The 15,724-nt window shown below is 36.9% G+C and carries 19 protein-coding genes and 1 pseudogene; 14 read left to right on the forward strand and 6 right to left on the reverse strand.

Going from position 1 to position 15,724, the window contains the following annotated elements:
* The first annotated feature begins 63 nt into the window (after positions 1 to 63).
* From FHL05_RS05970 to FHL05_RS05980, 4 genes and pseudogenes are all read left to right on the forward strand, one after another.
* Positions 64 to 606, forward strand: a complete 543-nt coding sequence (locus FHL05_RS05970) for a DapH/DapD/GlmU-related protein (RefSeq protein ID WP_153385594.1) — start codon at positions 64 to 66, stop codon at positions 604 to 606.
* Positions 607 to 681, forward strand: a pseudogene (locus tag FHL05_RS12920) (SDR family oxidoreductase); the annotation flags it as partial.
* Positions 682 to 820: 139 nt separating this feature from the next.
* Positions 821 to 1,690 (forward strand): aldo/keto reductase, encoded by an 870-nt coding sequence (locus FHL05_RS05975; RefSeq protein WP_153522261.1) that lies wholly within the window; start codon positions 821 to 823, stop codon positions 1,688 to 1,690.
* 113 nt (positions 1,691 to 1,803) lie between these two features.
* A complete protein-coding gene (locus tag FHL05_RS05980; RefSeq protein ID WP_153385596.1) occupies positions 1,804 to 2,685 on the forward strand; it encodes a hypothetical protein in 882 nt (293 codons plus the stop codon).
* 15 nt (positions 2,686 to 2,700) lie between these two features.
* Here the strand turns inward: FHL05_RS05980 and FHL05_RS05985 are convergent, their stop codons facing one another.
* The gene (locus FHL05_RS05985; protein ID WP_153385597.1) at positions 2,701 to 3,540 is read right to left on the reverse strand and encodes an alpha/beta fold hydrolase; all 840 of its coding nucleotides are present in this window, start codon (positions 3,538 to 3,540) and stop codon (positions 2,701 to 2,703) included.
* A 138-nt stretch (positions 3,541 to 3,678) separates the two neighbouring features.
* Between FHL05_RS05985 and FHL05_RS05990 the strand changes: the two genes are divergently transcribed.
* From FHL05_RS05990 to FHL05_RS06005, 4 genes are all read left to right on the forward strand, one after another.
* Positions 3,679 to 4,554, forward strand: a complete 876-nt coding sequence (locus tag FHL05_RS05990; protein ID WP_153385598.1) for an aldo/keto reductase — start codon at positions 3,679 to 3,681, stop codon at positions 4,552 to 4,554.
* 154 nt (positions 4,555 to 4,708) lie between these two features.
* Complete coding sequence (locus tag FHL05_RS05995) at positions 4,709 to 5,215, forward strand: cyclophilin-like fold protein (RefSeq protein ID WP_153385599.1); 507 nt, start codon at positions 4,709 to 4,711, stop codon at positions 5,213 to 5,215.
* 188 nt (positions 5,216 to 5,403) lie between these two features.
* Entirely contained in the window at positions 5,404 to 5,700 is a 297-nt protein-coding gene (locus tag FHL05_RS06000) for a type II toxin-antitoxin system RelE/ParE family toxin (protein WP_153385600.1), read from the forward strand.
* Between the two features lie 19 nt (positions 5,701 to 5,719).
* Positions 5,720 to 6,244: a helix-turn-helix transcriptional regulator gene (locus tag FHL05_RS06005; RefSeq protein WP_153385649.1), complete on the forward strand. Its 525-nt coding sequence runs from the start codon at positions 5,720 to 5,722 to the stop codon at positions 6,242 to 6,244.
* Between the two features lies 1 nt (position 6,245).
* Here FHL05_RS06005 and FHL05_RS06010 read toward each other — a convergent pair whose 3' ends face one another.
* Positions 6,246 to 6,590 (reverse strand): hypothetical protein, encoded by a 345-nt coding sequence (locus tag FHL05_RS06010; RefSeq protein WP_153385601.1) that lies wholly within the window; start codon positions 6,588 to 6,590, stop codon positions 6,246 to 6,248.
* Between the two features lie 221 nt (positions 6,591 to 6,811).
* Here FHL05_RS06010 and FHL05_RS06015 point away from each other — a divergent pair, with 221 nt between their 5' ends.
* A complete protein-coding gene (locus FHL05_RS06015; RefSeq protein WP_153385602.1) occupies positions 6,812 to 7,327 on the forward strand; it encodes a DUF2798 domain-containing protein in 516 nt (171 codons plus the stop codon).
* A 65-nt stretch (positions 7,328 to 7,392) separates the two neighbouring features.
* On the opposite strand, the gene FHL05_RS06020 is transcribed toward FHL05_RS06015, so the two are convergent.
* The 3 genes from FHL05_RS06020 to FHL05_RS06030 all read right to left on the reverse strand — a co-directional run bounded on the left by FHL05_RS06020 (position 7,393) and on the right by FHL05_RS06030 (position 10,078).
* A complete protein-coding gene (locus FHL05_RS06020) occupies positions 7,393 to 8,727 on the reverse strand; it encodes a dihydrolipoyl dehydrogenase family protein (RefSeq protein ID WP_153385603.1) in 1,335 nt (444 codons plus the stop codon).
* A gap of 72 nt (positions 8,728 to 8,799) precedes the next feature.
* Positions 8,800 to 9,663 carry an NmrA family NAD(P)-binding protein gene (locus FHL05_RS06025; RefSeq protein ID WP_153385604.1) on the reverse strand — a complete coding sequence of 288 codons (864 nt, stop codon included), beginning with the start codon at positions 9,661 to 9,663 and terminating at the stop codon, positions 8,800 to 8,802.
* A 1-nt stretch (position 9,664) separates the two neighbouring features.
* On the reverse strand, positions 9,665 to 10,078 hold the full coding sequence (locus tag FHL05_RS06030) for a MarR family winged helix-turn-helix transcriptional regulator (RefSeq protein WP_238333978.1): 414 nt from the start codon (positions 10,076 to 10,078) through the stop codon (positions 9,665 to 9,667).
* A gap of 132 nt (positions 10,079 to 10,210) precedes the next feature.
* Here FHL05_RS06030 and FHL05_RS06035 point away from each other — a divergent pair, with 132 nt between their 5' ends.
* The 4 genes from FHL05_RS06035 to FHL05_RS06050 all read left to right on the forward strand — a co-directional run bounded on the left by FHL05_RS06035 (position 10,211) and on the right by FHL05_RS06050 (position 14,523).
* On the forward strand, positions 10,211 to 10,960 hold the full coding sequence (locus FHL05_RS06035; RefSeq protein WP_153385605.1) for an alpha/beta hydrolase: 750 nt from the start codon (positions 10,211 to 10,213) through the stop codon (positions 10,958 to 10,960).
* 112 nt (positions 10,961 to 11,072) lie between these two features.
* Positions 11,073 to 11,858 (forward strand): glucose-1-dehydrogenase, encoded by a 786-nt coding sequence (locus FHL05_RS06040; RefSeq protein ID WP_153385606.1) that lies wholly within the window; start codon positions 11,073 to 11,075, stop codon positions 11,856 to 11,858.
* Between the two features lie 208 nt (positions 11,859 to 12,066).
* On the forward strand, positions 12,067 to 12,993 hold the full coding sequence (locus tag FHL05_RS06045) for an ATP-binding cassette domain-containing protein (protein ID WP_153522263.1): 927 nt from the start codon (positions 12,067 to 12,069) through the stop codon (positions 12,991 to 12,993).
* Between the two features lie 3 nt (positions 12,994 to 12,996).
* Entirely contained in the window at positions 12,997 to 14,523 is a 1,527-nt protein-coding gene (locus tag FHL05_RS06050; protein ID WP_153522265.1) for an ABC transporter permease/substrate-binding protein, read from the forward strand.
* 7 nt (positions 14,524 to 14,530) lie between these two features.
* Here FHL05_RS06050 and FHL05_RS06055 read toward each other — a convergent pair whose 3' ends face one another.
* Entirely contained in the window at positions 14,531 to 15,187 is a 657-nt protein-coding gene (locus FHL05_RS06055) for a nitroreductase (protein WP_153385609.1), read from the reverse strand.
* A 96-nt stretch (positions 15,188 to 15,283) separates the two neighbouring features.
* Here FHL05_RS06055 and FHL05_RS06060 point away from each other — a divergent pair, with 96 nt between their 5' ends.
* A complete protein-coding gene (locus tag FHL05_RS06060; protein WP_153385610.1) occupies positions 15,284 to 15,484 on the forward strand; it encodes a hypothetical protein in 201 nt (66 codons plus the stop codon).
* Positions 15,485 to 15,724 lie beyond the last annotated feature (240 nt).

Consider the following 15,724-nt stretch of genomic DNA (forward strand, 5'->3'; position numbering starts at 1 on the left):
ATTTAACATTATATTAGTCAGTTTGTATACTTGAGTCAATCAGTTAGGAAACGAGGTGAACTGATGACTAAAAAAATGAATTTAGGAACAGAAGCTTATGATCAAGTTGAAAAAATCAACCAGATCAATCAAAAGCTAGTTCAAGAATTAAATACCGGTGCTCACGAACCAAACGAGATTCGTCAGGCCGTTGAAAAGATAACGAATGAAAAAATTGATTCAACAACGGAAATTCGTTTGCCATTTCGGACCGATTTTGGTCGAAATTTACATATTGGTAAAAAAGTTTATATCAGCAGTTGTTCAATGTTCGTTGATCTAGGTGGAATTTACATTGGCGATAAAGTTTTGATTGGACCTAATGCCACGATTGCTTCCGTCAATCACCAAGTTCAACCTAGCAAACGTCGGCATTTGGAACTGAAACCAGTTTATATTCACGACAATGCTTGGCTAGGCGCTAACGTTACGATTACACCGGGGACGGTCATTGGTGAAAATGCTGTTGTCGCAGCCGGTGCTGTGGTAACACGCAATGTCCCTGCTAACACCATTGTCGGTGGAGTTCCAGCTAGTGTTATCAAAACGATCAAGGAGAAAAACTAAATGAGTGTAAACGACAAAGTAGTGGTAATTATGGGAGCTTCCAGTGGTATCGGAGCCGCAACAGTGCAGCTGATGTGACAAAAGCTGATGAAGTGTAGAATGTTATCGATACGCCCAAGAATATGGCTGTTAATGAAATGGTAATTCGTCCTACGGGACAAGAAGTTTAATAAAATTTATAATGAATATGATTACAAATAATGGAGGGCAATTTATGTCAGTATTTGATGAAACTTACACAATGAACAATGGAATCAAGATTCCTAGATTAGCTTTAGGAGTTTGGGAAATACCTGATGACAAGGTCGCAGATGCAGTTGAAAATGCTGTGGCCATTGGCTATCGTCACATTGATACAGCCCAAGCATATGGTAATGAACGTGGTGTTGGTGAAGGTATTAAAAATACCAATGTTTCACGTGATGAGATTTTTGTTAATTCAAAAGTTGCCGCTGAACTCAAAAATTACGATGACGCTAAGAAATCCATCGATGAAACTTTGAAAAAGATGGACTTAGATTACTTGGATATGATGATTATTCACAATCCCCAACCATGGAACGAAGTTAACCAAGGTAACGACCGTCACTTTGAAGGTAATTTGGAAGCTTGGCGTGCCATGGAAGATGCTGTTAAAGCTGGTAAATTAAAGACTATCGGAGTTTCAAGTTTCCAAAAAGAAGACTTGGACAATTTGATTAAGAACAGCGATACTAAGCCTGCTGTTAACCAAATCCAAATCCACATTGGCGATACGCCACTAGATCTTATCAAGTATTCACAAGATAACGATATCGTGGTCGAAGCCTTCTCACCAATTGCTCACGGTGCTGCTATGAACAATGATGTTATCAAGAAGATGGCTGCTAAGTATAATGTCAGCGTTCCTCAATTGTGCATTCGCTTCGATTGGCAATTGAATGTCGTTGTCTTGCCTAAGACAGCTAACCCCGACCACATGAAGTCAAATGCCGATATCGACTTTGAAATTTCTGATGAAGATATGGCAACTTTGGCTAAACAAGATAAGATGGACTATGGCGATGCCAGTGCTTATCCTGTCTTTGGTGGAAAAATTAAATAGTTTTAGTAAGAGAATAGAAATCACAGCAATGAAAGTAACATTATCATTGCTGTTTTTTTGTCGTTTAAAATCATTATTGTATAATTTGGGAAAGAAAAGTTTTTAGGAGAAAAATGGCTGATACTAGAAAATTAGAAGATATAATTCCAGAATTTCTGGAAAGTTCTGAGTGTAAACAACTTCATGACTATTCTCGAGAAATGATTGTTAGAGGCATCAAGATGATCAGTGCAGTGACAGATAATTCTGATTTTGGCGATTACACTAAATGGGATGAAGAGTTTATCGTCAGTTTGATTATGTCGATGGTCGATGAATTGGATGAAGGCGATGTTAAGTCTTTTAGAATGGTCACAACGATTTACGATATTATTAAAGCTGTTTTGAATTATTTAGCAGCGAATAAAAAAATTTCTGTCTCATCTAAAAAATTAAAACAACTTTTAAATGTCTTGGAAGTAAAAATTGGTCTTAACGGCAAATTCCCAGAAGCACAAATGGCTAAACCAGATCATAATAATCCGAATCTTCCTAGATGGAGTCAACATATTGCTGATAACATTGCTAGTTACGCTGATAAATGGGTCGAAACTTATGTTCAAAGTCCAGAGTGGAAAAAACGTCCAGAAGGTGTGACAGCCGATTTTTTGGATTTGATTATGTCAGCTTTAACAGAATTTGGCTACAATATTTATCGCAAAACTCCTAAGTCTTGGACTAGAAAAGCCGTGACTGAAATTATGCAGATGGAATTTGTTGAGAATTTAGATTTAGCGGAAGATGATTATAAAAAAATAGTTCCGGCACTTTCAGGATTATTCGATTTCGTTGCTCAAAAAGGTTGGCTCAAAGAAAAGAAGGCCGAAAGTTATAAACGATTTTTGATTGCCGGTGAACCTAAGATGCTAGCAGAAGCTGAAAAAGAATTTGAATTAAGAAAAAAAGATAATAATGTTATTTCATTAGACGAAGCTAGAAAAAAGAAGCACTCATAATAATGGGTGCTTCTTTTATTCCTCGAGAAATTGGATTACTGAAGTGGAGAATCGTTTGAAATGTTGGAAAAGACTGCCATGTCCAGCATCGGAATAGATTATTAGAGTACTATTAGGAATTCTTCGATTTAATTCATATGAATTTATGGTCGGAACCATAATGTCATTGGCGCCGTCGACAATTAACGTTGGTTTTGTAATTATTGATAAATCATTGGGTTTGGCTTTAGCCCAAGCATTGATAGCTTTTAACTGTCTCAAATAAACCGCTGGGGTGGCATTTTTATCACGATTGAATTTTCTAGTTTTAATTTGTTTCAAGTAAGTTTTGGTCATCATTTTTTCATTAGGTATCTTAGTGAAAAATAAATATGACCTGATATTGTTTATGTGTGATAACGATTTTAAAAATTTAGGGTTATTAATTTTTTCAGCAATGGAAACACCAACTCCGCCACGAGGACCAGTGCCAGCTAAAATGATTTTTCTGACGATAGTCGAGTCGAGTTCCAATAATTCTTGAACTACCATACCGCCCATGGAAAAGCCGAGGACGTCGATTTGTTTTAAATTCAAAGCTCGAATAAACGTTAAAGCATCGAGTGCCATTTGTCTGATTGAAGTCGGAACTTTGCCACTGGAATTACCAACGCCAGTGTTGTCAAAAATTATCAGGTGTCTTTTTGTAGCAAGACGGTTGATCAAACGGGAATCCCAAGTGTCCAAAGTTCCAGCCATGAAGTTGAAAAAAACTAATGGAATATCTTTATCATTTCCCAATTCTCGATAGGTAAAGGTGATTCCAGATGTGCTGGTAATTGTTTTGTTTGGAGCTGTTAAATAATCTTGTGACATTTTAACCTCCACTTGACGAAATCTTTTAGCTTCATTGTAGTATACGAATGACGAATACTACCATACTCATTTAGTAATTTTTATATATCTAATTTAGTTATATTATTAAGATGTACAAAAAGTGAAAAGGAGAGAAATATGGCAGAGACAAATATTCCAACATTTAAATTAAACGATGGTACTGAAATTCCATCATTCGGTTTTGGAGTTTTCAAGATTCCAGCCGACGGTTCAACTTATAAAGCAGTTGCTGATGCTTTGAAGTTAGGCTACCGTCACATTGATACAGCAGTTGCTTACTTCAACGAGCAAGAAGTTGGTAAGGCTATCAAAGATAGCGGTATTCCTCGTGACCAAATTTGGGTAACTTCTAAGATGTGGTTACAGGACTTCGCCTATGAAGATGCTAAGAAGGCCATCGATACTTCACTTAATAAACTAGGTTTAGATTATATTGACCTTTACTTGATTCACCAACCATATGGCAAAGTTGATGAAGCATGGAAAGCTATGGAAGAAGCTAAAAAGGCCGGCAAGATTCGCTCAATCGGTGTTTCCAATATGACAGTTAAAATCTGGAATGAATTTGTTCCAAAGTTTGCGACAATGCCTAGTGTCAACCAAGTTCAATTCAATCCATATTTCCAACAAAAAGATTTGCGTAAGACTATGGCTAAAGCTCATGTAACACTTGAAGCTTGGGGTCCACTTGGCCAAGGCGATAAGGAATTGTTTAATGAACCAATCCTTAATGATATGGCTAAGAAATACGGCAAGGATGTCGGCCAAATCATCTTGCGCTTCGAACATCAAGAAGGTGTAATCGTCTTCCCTAAGTCAGTTCATGAAGCTCGTATCAAGTCAAATAAGGAAATCTTTGACTTCGAGTTAACATCTGACGAAATGGACGCTATTCGTGCTCTTGACCGTAATGGTAAGGGAATGCACGATCCTGATGCTCCTGGTGTTAAAGATCAATTATTAGGTGCTTTTGACGTTCACGCTAATGATTAATAAATAAGTTTTTAAAATACTGATGGTAATCTATTTTTGATTATCATCAGTATTTTTGTATAATTTATGATTATACTTTTCGATAGTATATAAGTATTAGACATGGATTGATTTTGTCACTAGTATGTAACCAAACAAAACTAGAGGGTGAAATATGAAAGTATTCCAAAGATTATTATTAACTATCATGGCTATTACGTTATTAGCTGGCTGTTCGCAAAATGAAACGGATAATTATAATACGGTTCAAAGCACTAATAAACGGACGAGTAAAGTTACAACAGCTCAAAAAGACAATCAGACTAAAATAACAATATCTATTAATGGAACTAGATTAAAGGCACATTTGAATAATTCTAGTGCTGCAAAAGCCTTTGCCAAAGAGTTGCCCAAAACTTTGAGCTTTAGAGATTACGCCGATATGCCTGAAAAAGTTGCTGACTTGAATCATTCTTTGCCTACTAAAGGAATGCCAAGTGGACATGAAGGAACCAAGGGTACAATTGGTTATTGGTCGCCACAACAAAGAATCGTCTTTTACTGGGGCACAGAAGATTACTATGAAGGAATTCATATTATTGGAAAATTTGATTCCAGCAATTATCGAAATGTGATTAAGAATATGGGAAATAACGTTAATGTTAGGATTAATAAGAATTAGAAAATTTTAGTTTCCATAATAATATTAGACTTTTTATTTTTTAATGATTGAAAAAGCTGGTGATAATAAAATTAAATTATCACCAGCTTTTTTGCGTATTTTTTTATAGCGAAGATCAAAAATATAGTCTAAGTTTGTTAAAAATGATAAAATAAATTTACCTCAAAGGTAAATTTCCAGAGGACGATATGAGAATTACATTTAAAAATAATAAAATTGAACGTGAATGTTTACATAATGATATTGCAATCCGGAAATTTGGATTAGACATGGCAATAAAAATTGAACAAAGAATATCTGAGATTTGGTCCTTTGAAACGGTAGAACAATTAGTTCAATTATCTATTGGCAGATGCCATCCACTGCATGGAAGTAGAAAGGGTCAGTATGCAATGGATTTAATTCAGCCATATCGCCTTATTTTTGTTAAATCAAAACTGGGATTACAAGTAGTTCAAATTATTGAAATAACTGATTATCATTAGCAAGTTGGAGGTAAAATTGATGATTCCACATAGCAATCAAACAATCGCGGTCCCACCAGGGTTCACAATCAAAGAACAATTGAATAATCGTCAGATGTCTCAAAAAGAATTTGCCGTTAGAATGGACATGAGTGAAAAACATATCAGTCACTTAATTACAGGCAAAGTGGAACTAACTTTTGATGTTGCCCAAAGACTTGAGAGTGTTTTGGGTGTACCTGCTAGGATTTGGAGTGAACTTGAGTTACGTTATCAAGAACGTTTAGCCCAAGTGCGACGTGAATTAAGTGATGAAAGTGAAGCTAAACTAGCACAAAAGTTTCCATATAAAGAGATGGCTGAACGGGGATGGGTTGAAAACACCGACGATCAAGCCAGAAGATTGAAAAATCTACGTAGCTTTTTTGAAGTTGCTAATTTAGACGCACTTTACACGTTAGGTACTTTAAAAGCTACTGATGATGAACAAACTTTATTTGATGTTGCTCAAAAACAATTCTTAAAGATTGAACAACGAAAGAATGCTATCACCAATTCGGATTAATTTAGATTTTGAAAATACCATTGTCAAAAGGCAATTCAACAACGACATTGTCAGTTAACGTGAATTCTTTGACGCTTTCGAAGACTTTCTTGAAGTCAGTGGCTTCGTCGTCTTTAAAGAGTTCGATGATTTTCTTCATGATGTCGTCTTTGTCCATTGAAGTGTGGAATTTGTAAAAGTCTAAAACTTTTTGAGTGGAGTTCATGGCTACAAATGTACTGCTGCTATTTTTACTAGTATATAAATAACAAATATTATCCAAATATCCTGTTTCTGCTTTTTTGTATAGTTCTAAACCGTCCAAACCAATATTTGATAATTTAACAAACTTTGTTTGCTTATCCATAAATTTACCTACGTTTTCTATTATTTTGATGTCTCTATTATTTTGGGTGCGTGACAGTTGTTTGTCAAAGATAATTCAATAAATATTTTTTATAGAAACGAATTGTCACTAGATTATTTAAAATGCAAGCGCTTTTTTAAAAATGTAATCAAACTGTAACTTATGAAAATAATTTTAACGTGATATATTTAAACTCTGTCACTAAACATAGGAGGATAAATATGCCACGTAATTTAAAAGAAGAAGTTGTATTCACTGCCATTATGGCCGGATTGATGGTGCTTGTAATGACCGGATATAATGTTGCCATGTCACAAGGACTCGCTGGGGGCTTTGGTGCATTAGTTGTAGCAATTTTAAAGGGTTATCCATTAGGCCTTATAGTTGCTATTATCTTAGATCTATTGATCGTTGGACCAATTGCTAAGGGATTAGCTTTCAAATACATTATCAATGAATATATGAAGAAAAAGACCGTTTTAATCGGTATCACTATTTCAGTTTTGATGGTTCTTGGTATGGTTACTTTGATGTCATTTTTCGGAATCGCTGTTGAAGGCGAATTATCGAACGGTCACATTCTGGCTACTTACGGTCACACTTGGATCTTTAATTTGATTGTTGCATTACCTTTGCAACTATTGATTGTTGGACCAATCGCTCGTGGAGTATTGGGAAAGATGCAACGTGTTTCTGCTAAGAATGAAGAATCAGAAGCTGTTGAAGAAGAAGTTTAATTTAATGGAATAAAAAAGCGCTGATCTCAAATGAGGTCAACGCTATTTTTGTATCTAATTAAAATTTAAGCTCTGTGCCAAGCAGCGTAACCGATAGTTGGGAAGATTCCAATTAAACGGCCGACTTGTTCACGATTGAATTTGAATTCAATAGCAGGCAACAAAGCATTGACAGCATCTTCTGCTTGGTCGCTGATTTCGGTAACACCAACTAAGTGGCCATCTTTATCGTGAATCTGTTTACTCTCGGCAATAGGTTCTTTGTCGACGATGTAGTACCAATAGTTGGCTAAATCATTAGTGCTGATATCGTAGTTCTTTTCTTTTCCTTCATCAACTGACATACCAGCTTGAGCGATTCTTGGGGATGTGAAGACGACTGAAGGGATGACAGGGTATTTGATAGGATCTTTAGTTTGTCCAGAGAATAATGACATCAAATATTTAGATTCGAAGTAGGCAGCTGGAGTGACCTTTGGCAAGTCGTTTGAAACAACATCACCAGCAGCGTAAATATTGTCGATATTAGTTTGCAAATAATCATTGACGAAAACACCAGTCTTGTCGTATTTAACGCCAACATTTTCGAGTCCAAGATTTTCTAAGTTAGGAATCCGGCCAGTTGCATCAAGAATCCAGCCAGTTTCCAAAGTTTTGCCGTCTTGGTAAGTAATGGTGAAATTATCGCCATTCTTGGCAAATTTTTGTACGTCAGCATTTTCAATAAATGTCACGCCACGGCTTTTGAGGTCGTCAACGACTTTTTGAACGTAAGGCTGATAAAATTTTCTTAACACTTTGTTGCTATGCAACATGATAGTGACATCAGCACCGGCCTCGTTAGCCATTGTGGCAAATTCCATTCCAATATAACCAGAACCGATAATCGTCAATTTTTCTGGCAAATCTCTGAGATTTAAGAAGTCTTCGCTATCATGACCGAGTTCTGTGCCCTCGATATCCAAACGGTGAGGTCTTAAACCAGTAGCGATAACGATTTTTTCAGCTGTAACTTCTTTCTTATCGTCAACGACAACCGTGTGATTATCTTTGAATTGAGCGTGACCTTTAATAATTTTGGCACCAGCATTTTCCAGTCGAGCTGTTAAGCCATCTGGCAAAACATCGATGATTTCTTGTTTGTGGTCGATATTTTTAGGCCAGTCAATTGAGATATTTCCTTTGACGATTCCTTGCATCCGTTGTGCTTCACGAGTCATTTTGACTGGTTCGTCTAGGGCAATTTTAGCGTTGCAGCCACGGTTAGGGCAGGTGCCACCTACTAAACCGCTTTCAATAACGCCAACAGAAACGCCAGTTTCAGCTAAAGGCGCAGCACCGTCAAACGTTGCGTGACCAGCTCCAATATATAAGACATCAAAATCAAACTTTTCAGACATCAAAACATCCCTCCAATTACTATCTTATATATTAAATTTAAAACATTTTATATGGCATGACAACGTTTTTGATTACTCAAAATCATTTTGATAATCCTTGATATAAGTTTGAATACTGTGCGGTTTGCGGCCCAAAACTTTTTCGGCAGTCTTGGTAACAGTTTTGGCATTTCCTAATTGCGTAATCAAATAAAGCATCACCATTACGTTGACATAATCCTTTTTTAGACCACGATGAAGCATCGTTTTCCGGAATTTCAATAAACTAGGTTTGCTGTAGGTGACTTTAAAGGGCAAAATTTCGGACATGATCTGAGCAATCTCAGAATAAGTTAAAGCCATGGGACCCGTGATATTGAGCTTTTGACCAAGATATTTTGAATCAAGTAAAGAAATAGCAGCTACTTCACCAATATCGCGGGTGTCGATAAAACTCGTTTTGGCATTTCCAGCCGGAATAAAGAGGTCATGATGTTTTTGAATGTCGAATTGATGGGTCGTATTCAAATTTTGCATAAAAAAGCTGGGTCGAATAAAAGTGTGAGGCAAGTTCAATTCTTCAATCATCTTTTCGATTTTATGGTGTGGCGTCATCGGATTTTTCTCCACGCCAATCAAAGAAACGAAGATGATTTGTTGAATCCTTTGGTTCTTAGCAAATTTCAAAAAAGGCAACATATCAACTTTTGGATTGGCTAACTGCGGTGGACGAACGAAAAAAACTTTGGACACGCCCGAAAAACTATCATTAAAGGTATTTGGGTCTAAAAAATCAAAGTGCTTTACTTCAAGATTGCGGTAATTATTAAAAGTCGCTTGAGTTTTAGTTACATTATGAGCCCCAACGACTAAGTTAACGTCTGAATTTTGATTGAGATATTGAACTAAAGGAAAGCCAATATTTCCCGTGGCACCGATGATTAAGAATTTTTCCATTTTAAAAATCTCCATTTATTTTTTTGAGAGTCGATTGTAATTGTTGCTGTTCAGTGGCAGTTAACGTTTCGAGGTGCTTTTGTAGGACTTGATCACTAATTTTTTGTCCTAGCTTTAAAGCAGTTTGCCCATTTTCAGTCAAGGTCAGTAATTGCGAACGTTTATCAGCGGGATTGGGAACTTTTTGAATCAATTCCTTAACCACCAAGCGTTTACTGATACCTGAGATGGTAGGTTTATCCATATCCAAATTTTTAGAAATTAAATTAGCGGTGTTTTGCGTAGTTTTAGTTAACAAAGATATTTGTTCCAAGACAGCCCACTGTTGAATCGTTAAATCTGATTTTATTAGTGCTTGATTGAGTTCGTAGCGCAAGTCTTTTGCAACCTGCATTAAAAGATAGCCGGTGTTCAAAATTGATGCCTCCTATTTAGTTAGTACACTAACTAAATAAATGGAATTTGTCAACAAACTTCTTCTTTTTCCCGACGACAGATTAGTATTAGAATAATCATAATCAAAAAATTGAAATAAAGAGGTTAAAAAATGGATGTTGAAATTAAACGTGATGGATTGACTTTAAGAGGGACGTTAGAAAAACCAGCAAAAGATGAGTTTAATTTGGTAGTTTTGATGCATGGTTTCACTTCTAATCGAGGCGTGACACCAGATCAGCTGTTGTACCAACTGGCAAAAACTTTTGAGGATAAAGGTTTGGCAACATTGAGATTTGATTTCAATGGCCACGGACAAAGCGATGGCAAATTCGAAAATATGACGGTACTCAATGAAATCGCTGATGGCAAGGCAATTTTAGATTATGCCAGAAGTATCAAGGGCGTTAAAAAGCTCTATCTTTTGGGACATTCTCAAGGTGGCGTGGTCGCTAGCATGATTGCCGGTTATTATCACGATAAGGTCGATAAATTAGCCTTGTTGGCTCCAGCTGCTACTTTAAAAGATGATGCCTTAAAGGGTGATACTCAAGGTTACACTTATGACCCCAACAATATTCCTGATACTTTGCCAATCAAGAAGGGATTAACTTTAGGAGGCTTTTACTTGCGGACAGCGCAAACTTTGCCAATTTATGAAGTCGCTAGTCAATACAGCGGTCCAGTTTGTTTGATTCACGGCTTGAAGGATACAGTGGTGAACAATATTGCATCAAAACGTTACAAGAAGAGCCTTCCTCAAAGTGATTTGCACTTATTGGATGATGCTGATCACGGGTTTACTTTGGGCAATTCCCGTCAAGAAGCTTTGAAGATTGCGAGCGATTTCATGTTGAGTTAAGGGCATATTCTTTGAGTTTTTCCAAGATAAATATAAACTTGAGTAAGCGGTATATTTATATTTCTATACCTGAATCTTGATTTATGAGTTTTCACATTGGAGGGCTTAATTTATGTACAAAGATTTAGAGAACAAGGTGGCAGTTGTCACTGGCGGTTCTAAAGGTATCGGAACTGCTATATCCGAGCGTTTCGGCAAGGAACATATGTCGGTCGTTGTTAATTATCATAGCGATGAAGATGGAGCTAAGAAAGCTGCTGAAATCGTTGAAAAAAACGGTGGCAAGGCAGTTACTATCCAAGCTAACGTTTCAACTGAAGAAGGCAATCAAGCTTTGATCGATGCGGCTGTCGACAATTTCGGCGACCTCGATGTCTGGGTCAATAATGCTGGCATGGAGATCAAGTCGCCAACTCATGAATTGTCGCTTGATGATTGGCAAAAAGTTATTTCAGTCGATCAGACAGGTGTCTTCTTAGGTTGCAAGACAGCGATAGCTTACTTTGAAAAACACAATAAACAAGGCAATATCATCAATATGTCATCAGTTCATGAACAAATTCCTTGGCCTACCTTTGCCAGTTATACAACTGCTAAAGGTGGCGTGAAAATGTTTACTAAGACCATTGCCATGGAATATGCCAAAGATGGTATTAGAGTTAATGGAATTGGACCAGGAGCCATCAATACGCCAATCAATGCTAAAAAGTTTGCGGACAAAGAACAATATGATCAGACAGTTTCAATGGTGCCAATGAATCGAATCGGTAAACCAGAAGAAGTTGCGGCCGGTGCTGCTTGGCTAGCATCTTCTGAATCTAGTTATGTTACAGGTATCACTTTATTCATCGATGGCGGGATGACCTTGTATCCTGCCTTTAAAGATGGACAAGGTTAAAATTAAAATTTAAATAGTTAGTTAAAAACGATCATTGCGTGTTTGCAGCTGCGGATATGTGGTAATCGTTTTTATTTTTAATGAGAAGCTAATTATAAAAACTTCAGTAATTAAAGTATTACCCAGTAAATACTTAATTTTTTGTCTGGAGCAAAAAGCAACTATGGTTTAACCTTACTTAGTCGCTTAAAAGAGAGGGTGGAAGAAATTGATTACTTATAAAGACGTTGGCATGAAGTACGGGGACAATGTCGTCTTGGACAAAATTAATTTAGAGATTCATGACAATGAACTCTTCGTCTTAGTCGGTCCCAGTGGTAGTGGAAAAACGACTTTGCTGAGAATGTTGAACCAATTGACCGTGCCAACAAGTGGCAATGTTTATTTGGATGACAAACGAATCAAAGATCATGATGTCCAAAAATTACGCTTGAGCATGGGCTATGTTTTGCAAGACAGCAGTTTGTTTCCTAATTTAAACGTTGAAGATAATATTGCCATTCAATTAGAGCAAAAAGGCGTTAGCAAAAAAGAACGCCATCAAAGAGCAGCTGAACTGCTTGAATCGGTTGAACTGGATCCTAAAGAATACGCTAAAAGAATGCCTAATGAATTATCCGGTGGACAGCAGCAACGTGTATCCATCGTACGAGCTTTAGCCACAAGACCTAAAACAGTTTTAATGGATGAATCATTCAGTGCTCTTGATCCAGTTTTGCGTAATAAATCTCAAGAACTGGTTTTGAAATTGCATCAACAATTCCATACTACAATCGTTTTTGTGACTCACGATATGCAAGAGGCTTTGAAGATGGGACAGCGTATCGCCGTTTTGAATCATGGCTTAGTACAACAAGTTGGAACTCCTAACGAGATTATGCAACATCCAGCTAACAAGTTCGTTAAGAGTTTCTTTGGTGCGGGAACTCCACACTGGTGGAATCTCAACTTCTTGATAGATTCAGGACTACTATCAAAAATCGATTATCAAGACAGTCTGCCAGAAATTTCCGAATTCAGTGAGTTGATTCAAAAGCTGCAAACGACACCTAAATTTGCTTTCCAATATCAACAAAAGGGTTATGAAATTTCTAATCAGCAATTATTAAAATATTTCGAGATTGAGGGGGAGTAAATTATGGGGATGTTAATGCAAACGATTGCCAGTCAACACTCAGAAATTTTGAAATCTCTCTATCAACATATCGGTATTTCGTTTATTTCGTTATTGATTGCGATGGTAATTGCGATTCCGTTAGCAATCGTTTTGAGAAATCACCGCCGAACTGGTGAAGTGATGCTACAAGTAACGGGAATTATTCAAACGATTCCTAGTTTGGCTCTATTAGGACTTTTGATTCCCTTAGTTGGTATCGGAACAGTGCCTGCAGTCATCACTTTGACTCTTTACGGAATTATGCCACTGTATCAAAATACTTATTCCGGTTTGACTAATATTGATCCTAATCTTGAAGAAGCAGCGGTCGCTTTTGGTTTGTCAAAGTGGAAGAGATTGCAGCGACTAGAATTTCCACTAGCTTTACCGATGATTATTTCTGGTATCAGAATTTCGTTAGTTATGATTATTGGTACAGCCACATTAGCTGCCTTTATCGGTGCTGGTGGTCTAGGTAATTACATCATGTTAGGTATTCAACAGAACAATAATTCTTACTTAGTTATTGGTGGTGTCTTATCAGCTATCTTGGCCTTTGTCTTCAGTGCTTTACTGAAGTTCATCGGTGCCAAGACTAAGCGGATTTATTATAGTGGTCTTGTCGTTTTACTATTGTTGTTAGGCTTTGGTGGTGCCAAGGTCTATCAAGCTGCTCAACCAGAAACAGTTTCACTAACGATTGCTGGTAAATTGGGTAGTGAACCAGAGATTTTAATGAATATGTATAAGGATTTAATCAAAGAAGATAATCCTAACGCTGAAATTAAGCTCAAACCTAATTTTGGTGGGACGAGTTTCCTATTTAAAGCTTTGCAACGGGACCAAATTGATATTTATCCAGAATTTACCGGAACGATTTTGGAGTCGTTGGTTAAATATGATAAGAAGACGCCAAAGAATGCCACGAAACTTTACCATGTCGCTGAAAATCAAATTTCAAAGCAACATGGTTTGAAATACTTAACGCCAATGAAGTATGAAAATGGTTATGATTTGGCTGTTACAAAAGCATTCTCTAAGAAATATCACGTTACTAAATTAAGTGATTTGGAGAGCGTCAATGATAAAGTTCATGCTGCTTTTGACCCTGATTTCTCTAATCAACAAGATGGTTATTTAGGTTTGAAGAAGAAGTATAACTTGGACTTTGCTAAGATTTCGACAATGGAGCCAACTTTGCGCTACAAGGCAATTGCTGACGGACGGGTCAACTTGGTCGATGGTTATACGACTGATCCACAAGTTCAACAATATCATTTGGTAGTCTTAAAAGATGACCAGCATTTCTTCCCACCTTATCAAGGTGCACCTTTGATGAAGGAATCCTTTGCCAAGAAGCATCCTGAAATCGTTAAGAGTTTGAACAAGTTGTCGAATAAGATTTCGACTGAAGATATGCAAAAGATGAATTATCAAGTTACAGTTAAACACAAAAAAGCAAGCGTGATTGCTCATCAATATCTAGAACAACACAACTTGCTAAAATAAATTAAGATTAATTATCTGATTTCAAAATGTCAGCGACTGGTTTACGGGATGATTCAAAGCTATTGATAGTTTGGTCACTCGCATATCCTAAGGCAACACCGACGACGAGCGTTTCATCATCTGGAATGGAAATTTCTTTTCTGACTACATCAGGGAAACGCACGCTGGTGTAATTAGGAATCGTATCAAGGCCTTCATTTTTAGCAGCTAACATCAAAGTTTGGCTGAATAATCCGGCGTCAAAAATCGACCATTGCGATGAATTTTTGGGGATGGTGATGAAAAGAATAACGGGTGCATGATAAAGATTGACGCTTGCACCAGTCATTTGAGTGTGTGCTTGATCGAAGTCATCAAAGTGATGGACGATTTCGTGTCTCCATTGCTGCATATTTTCTTGAGTGCGTTCATTCCAATCTTCACGGTGCATAACTGGAAGGTCAGGCTGTGATTTGATCTTTGCTTGATCATTTTTTTGATAAGCTGTTCTGATGTTGTCTAAAGCCTTGCCTTTTGCAACATAAACTTTAGTAGGTTGAGAATCGACCCAAGAAGGTGACTTTTGAGCAATCTCGACAATTTTACGAATGATGTCAGGATCGACTTTCTTGTCACTGTAATTACGAATTGAGTGTCTTTGATTAACAGTATCTTCAAATTCCATTTTTTGAACTCCTTTTGATAATTAGTACTATCTATCTTAACGAAAAATTGATATTAATGTTTATAATTCAACTTATATATTAAGAGAGTGGGGTTAGTGCTGGATGTCGTCGTCCGTTCTGCTTTGTGGATGCTGGAACGTACTGGACGCAACTTTAAGCCAATTCCAGAACCGGGAATTGTCTTAAAGATTGGTCTTTCATTAAGCGATAAATCGCTAAATGAAATTTCAGTACTGAGCATCCACAAAGCTGCCACTCCCGACTGGATAACGTCATTTATTATTTATTTAAAATGATTTCAGATAAAAATAGCCTCTCTTTAGATAATAGTTTATCGACTATATCTAAAGAGAGGCTATTTGCTTCTTATATAAAAAATAAAACCATTATTTAGTCCGGAATAGCAAAGAAAATTGGCTGTTCGTCAAATTAAGTTGATGGCAGTTTACATAAGCAGTTAGATCATAATTGGTCTAGCTGTTTTTTATTTGGCTGACGAGCTTGCTCGGAGCCAAAAAATTTGAAGATTGATACGC

The sequence above is a fragment of the Companilactobacillus halodurans genome, assembly GCF_009600995.1.
GTDB lineage: Bacteria > Bacillota > Bacilli > Lactobacillales > Lactobacillaceae > Companilactobacillus > Companilactobacillus halodurans.

Excerpts from the sequence above, each read along its gene's own strand:
- FHL05_RS06025 (WP_153385604.1), bottom strand. The coding sequence starts at position 9,663 with ATGGAAAAATTCTTAATCATCGGTGCCACGGGAAATATTGGCTTTCCT.
- FHL05_RS06010 (WP_153385601.1), bottom strand. The coding sequence starts at position 6,590 with ATGGATAAGCAAACAAAGTTTGTTAAATTATCAAATATTGGTTTGGAC.
- FHL05_RS05980 (WP_153385596.1), top strand. The coding sequence starts at position 1,804 with ATGGCTGATACTAGAAAATTAGAAGATATAATTCCAGAATTTCTGGAA.
- FHL05_RS05975 (WP_153522261.1), top strand. The coding sequence starts at position 821 with ATGTCAGTATTTGATGAAACTTACACAATGAACAATGGAATCAAGATT.
- FHL05_RS06005 (WP_153385649.1), top strand. The coding sequence starts at position 5,720 with ATGATTCCACATAGCAATCAAACAATCGCGGTCCCACCAGGGTTCACA.
- FHL05_RS06020 (WP_153385603.1), bottom strand. The coding sequence starts at position 8,727 with ATGTCTGAAAAGTTTGATTTTGATGTCTTATATATTGGAGCTGGTCAC.
- FHL05_RS05970 (WP_153385594.1), top strand. The coding sequence starts at position 64 with ATGACTAAAAAAATGAATTTAGGAACAGAAGCTTATGATCAAGTTGAA.
- FHL05_RS05990 (WP_153385598.1), top strand. The coding sequence starts at position 3,679 with ATGGCAGAGACAAATATTCCAACATTTAAATTAAACGATGGTACTGAA.
- FHL05_RS06035 (WP_153385605.1), top strand. The coding sequence starts at position 10,211 with ATGGATGTTGAAATTAAACGTGATGGATTGACTTTAAGAGGGACGTTA.
- FHL05_RS06050 (WP_153522265.1), top strand. The coding sequence starts at position 12,997 with ATGGGGATGTTAATGCAAACGATTGCCAGTCAACACTCAGAAATTTTG.
- FHL05_RS06015 (WP_153385602.1), top strand. The coding sequence starts at position 6,812 with ATGCCACGTAATTTAAAAGAAGAAGTTGTATTCACTGCCATTATGGCC.
- FHL05_RS05985 (WP_153385597.1), bottom strand. The coding sequence starts at position 3,540 with ATGTCACAAGATTATTTAACAGCTCCAAACAAAACAATTACCAGCACA.
- FHL05_RS06040 (WP_153385606.1), top strand. The coding sequence starts at position 11,073 with ATGTACAAAGATTTAGAGAACAAGGTGGCAGTTGTCACTGGCGGTTCT.
- FHL05_RS06055 (WP_153385609.1), bottom strand. The coding sequence starts at position 15,187 with ATGGAATTTGAAGATACTGTTAATCAAAGACACTCAATTCGTAATTAC.
- FHL05_RS06000 (WP_153385600.1), top strand. The coding sequence starts at position 5,404 with ATGAGAATTACATTTAAAAATAATAAAATTGAACGTGAATGTTTACAT.
- FHL05_RS05995 (WP_153385599.1), top strand. The coding sequence starts at position 4,709 with ATGAAAGTATTCCAAAGATTATTATTAACTATCATGGCTATTACGTTA.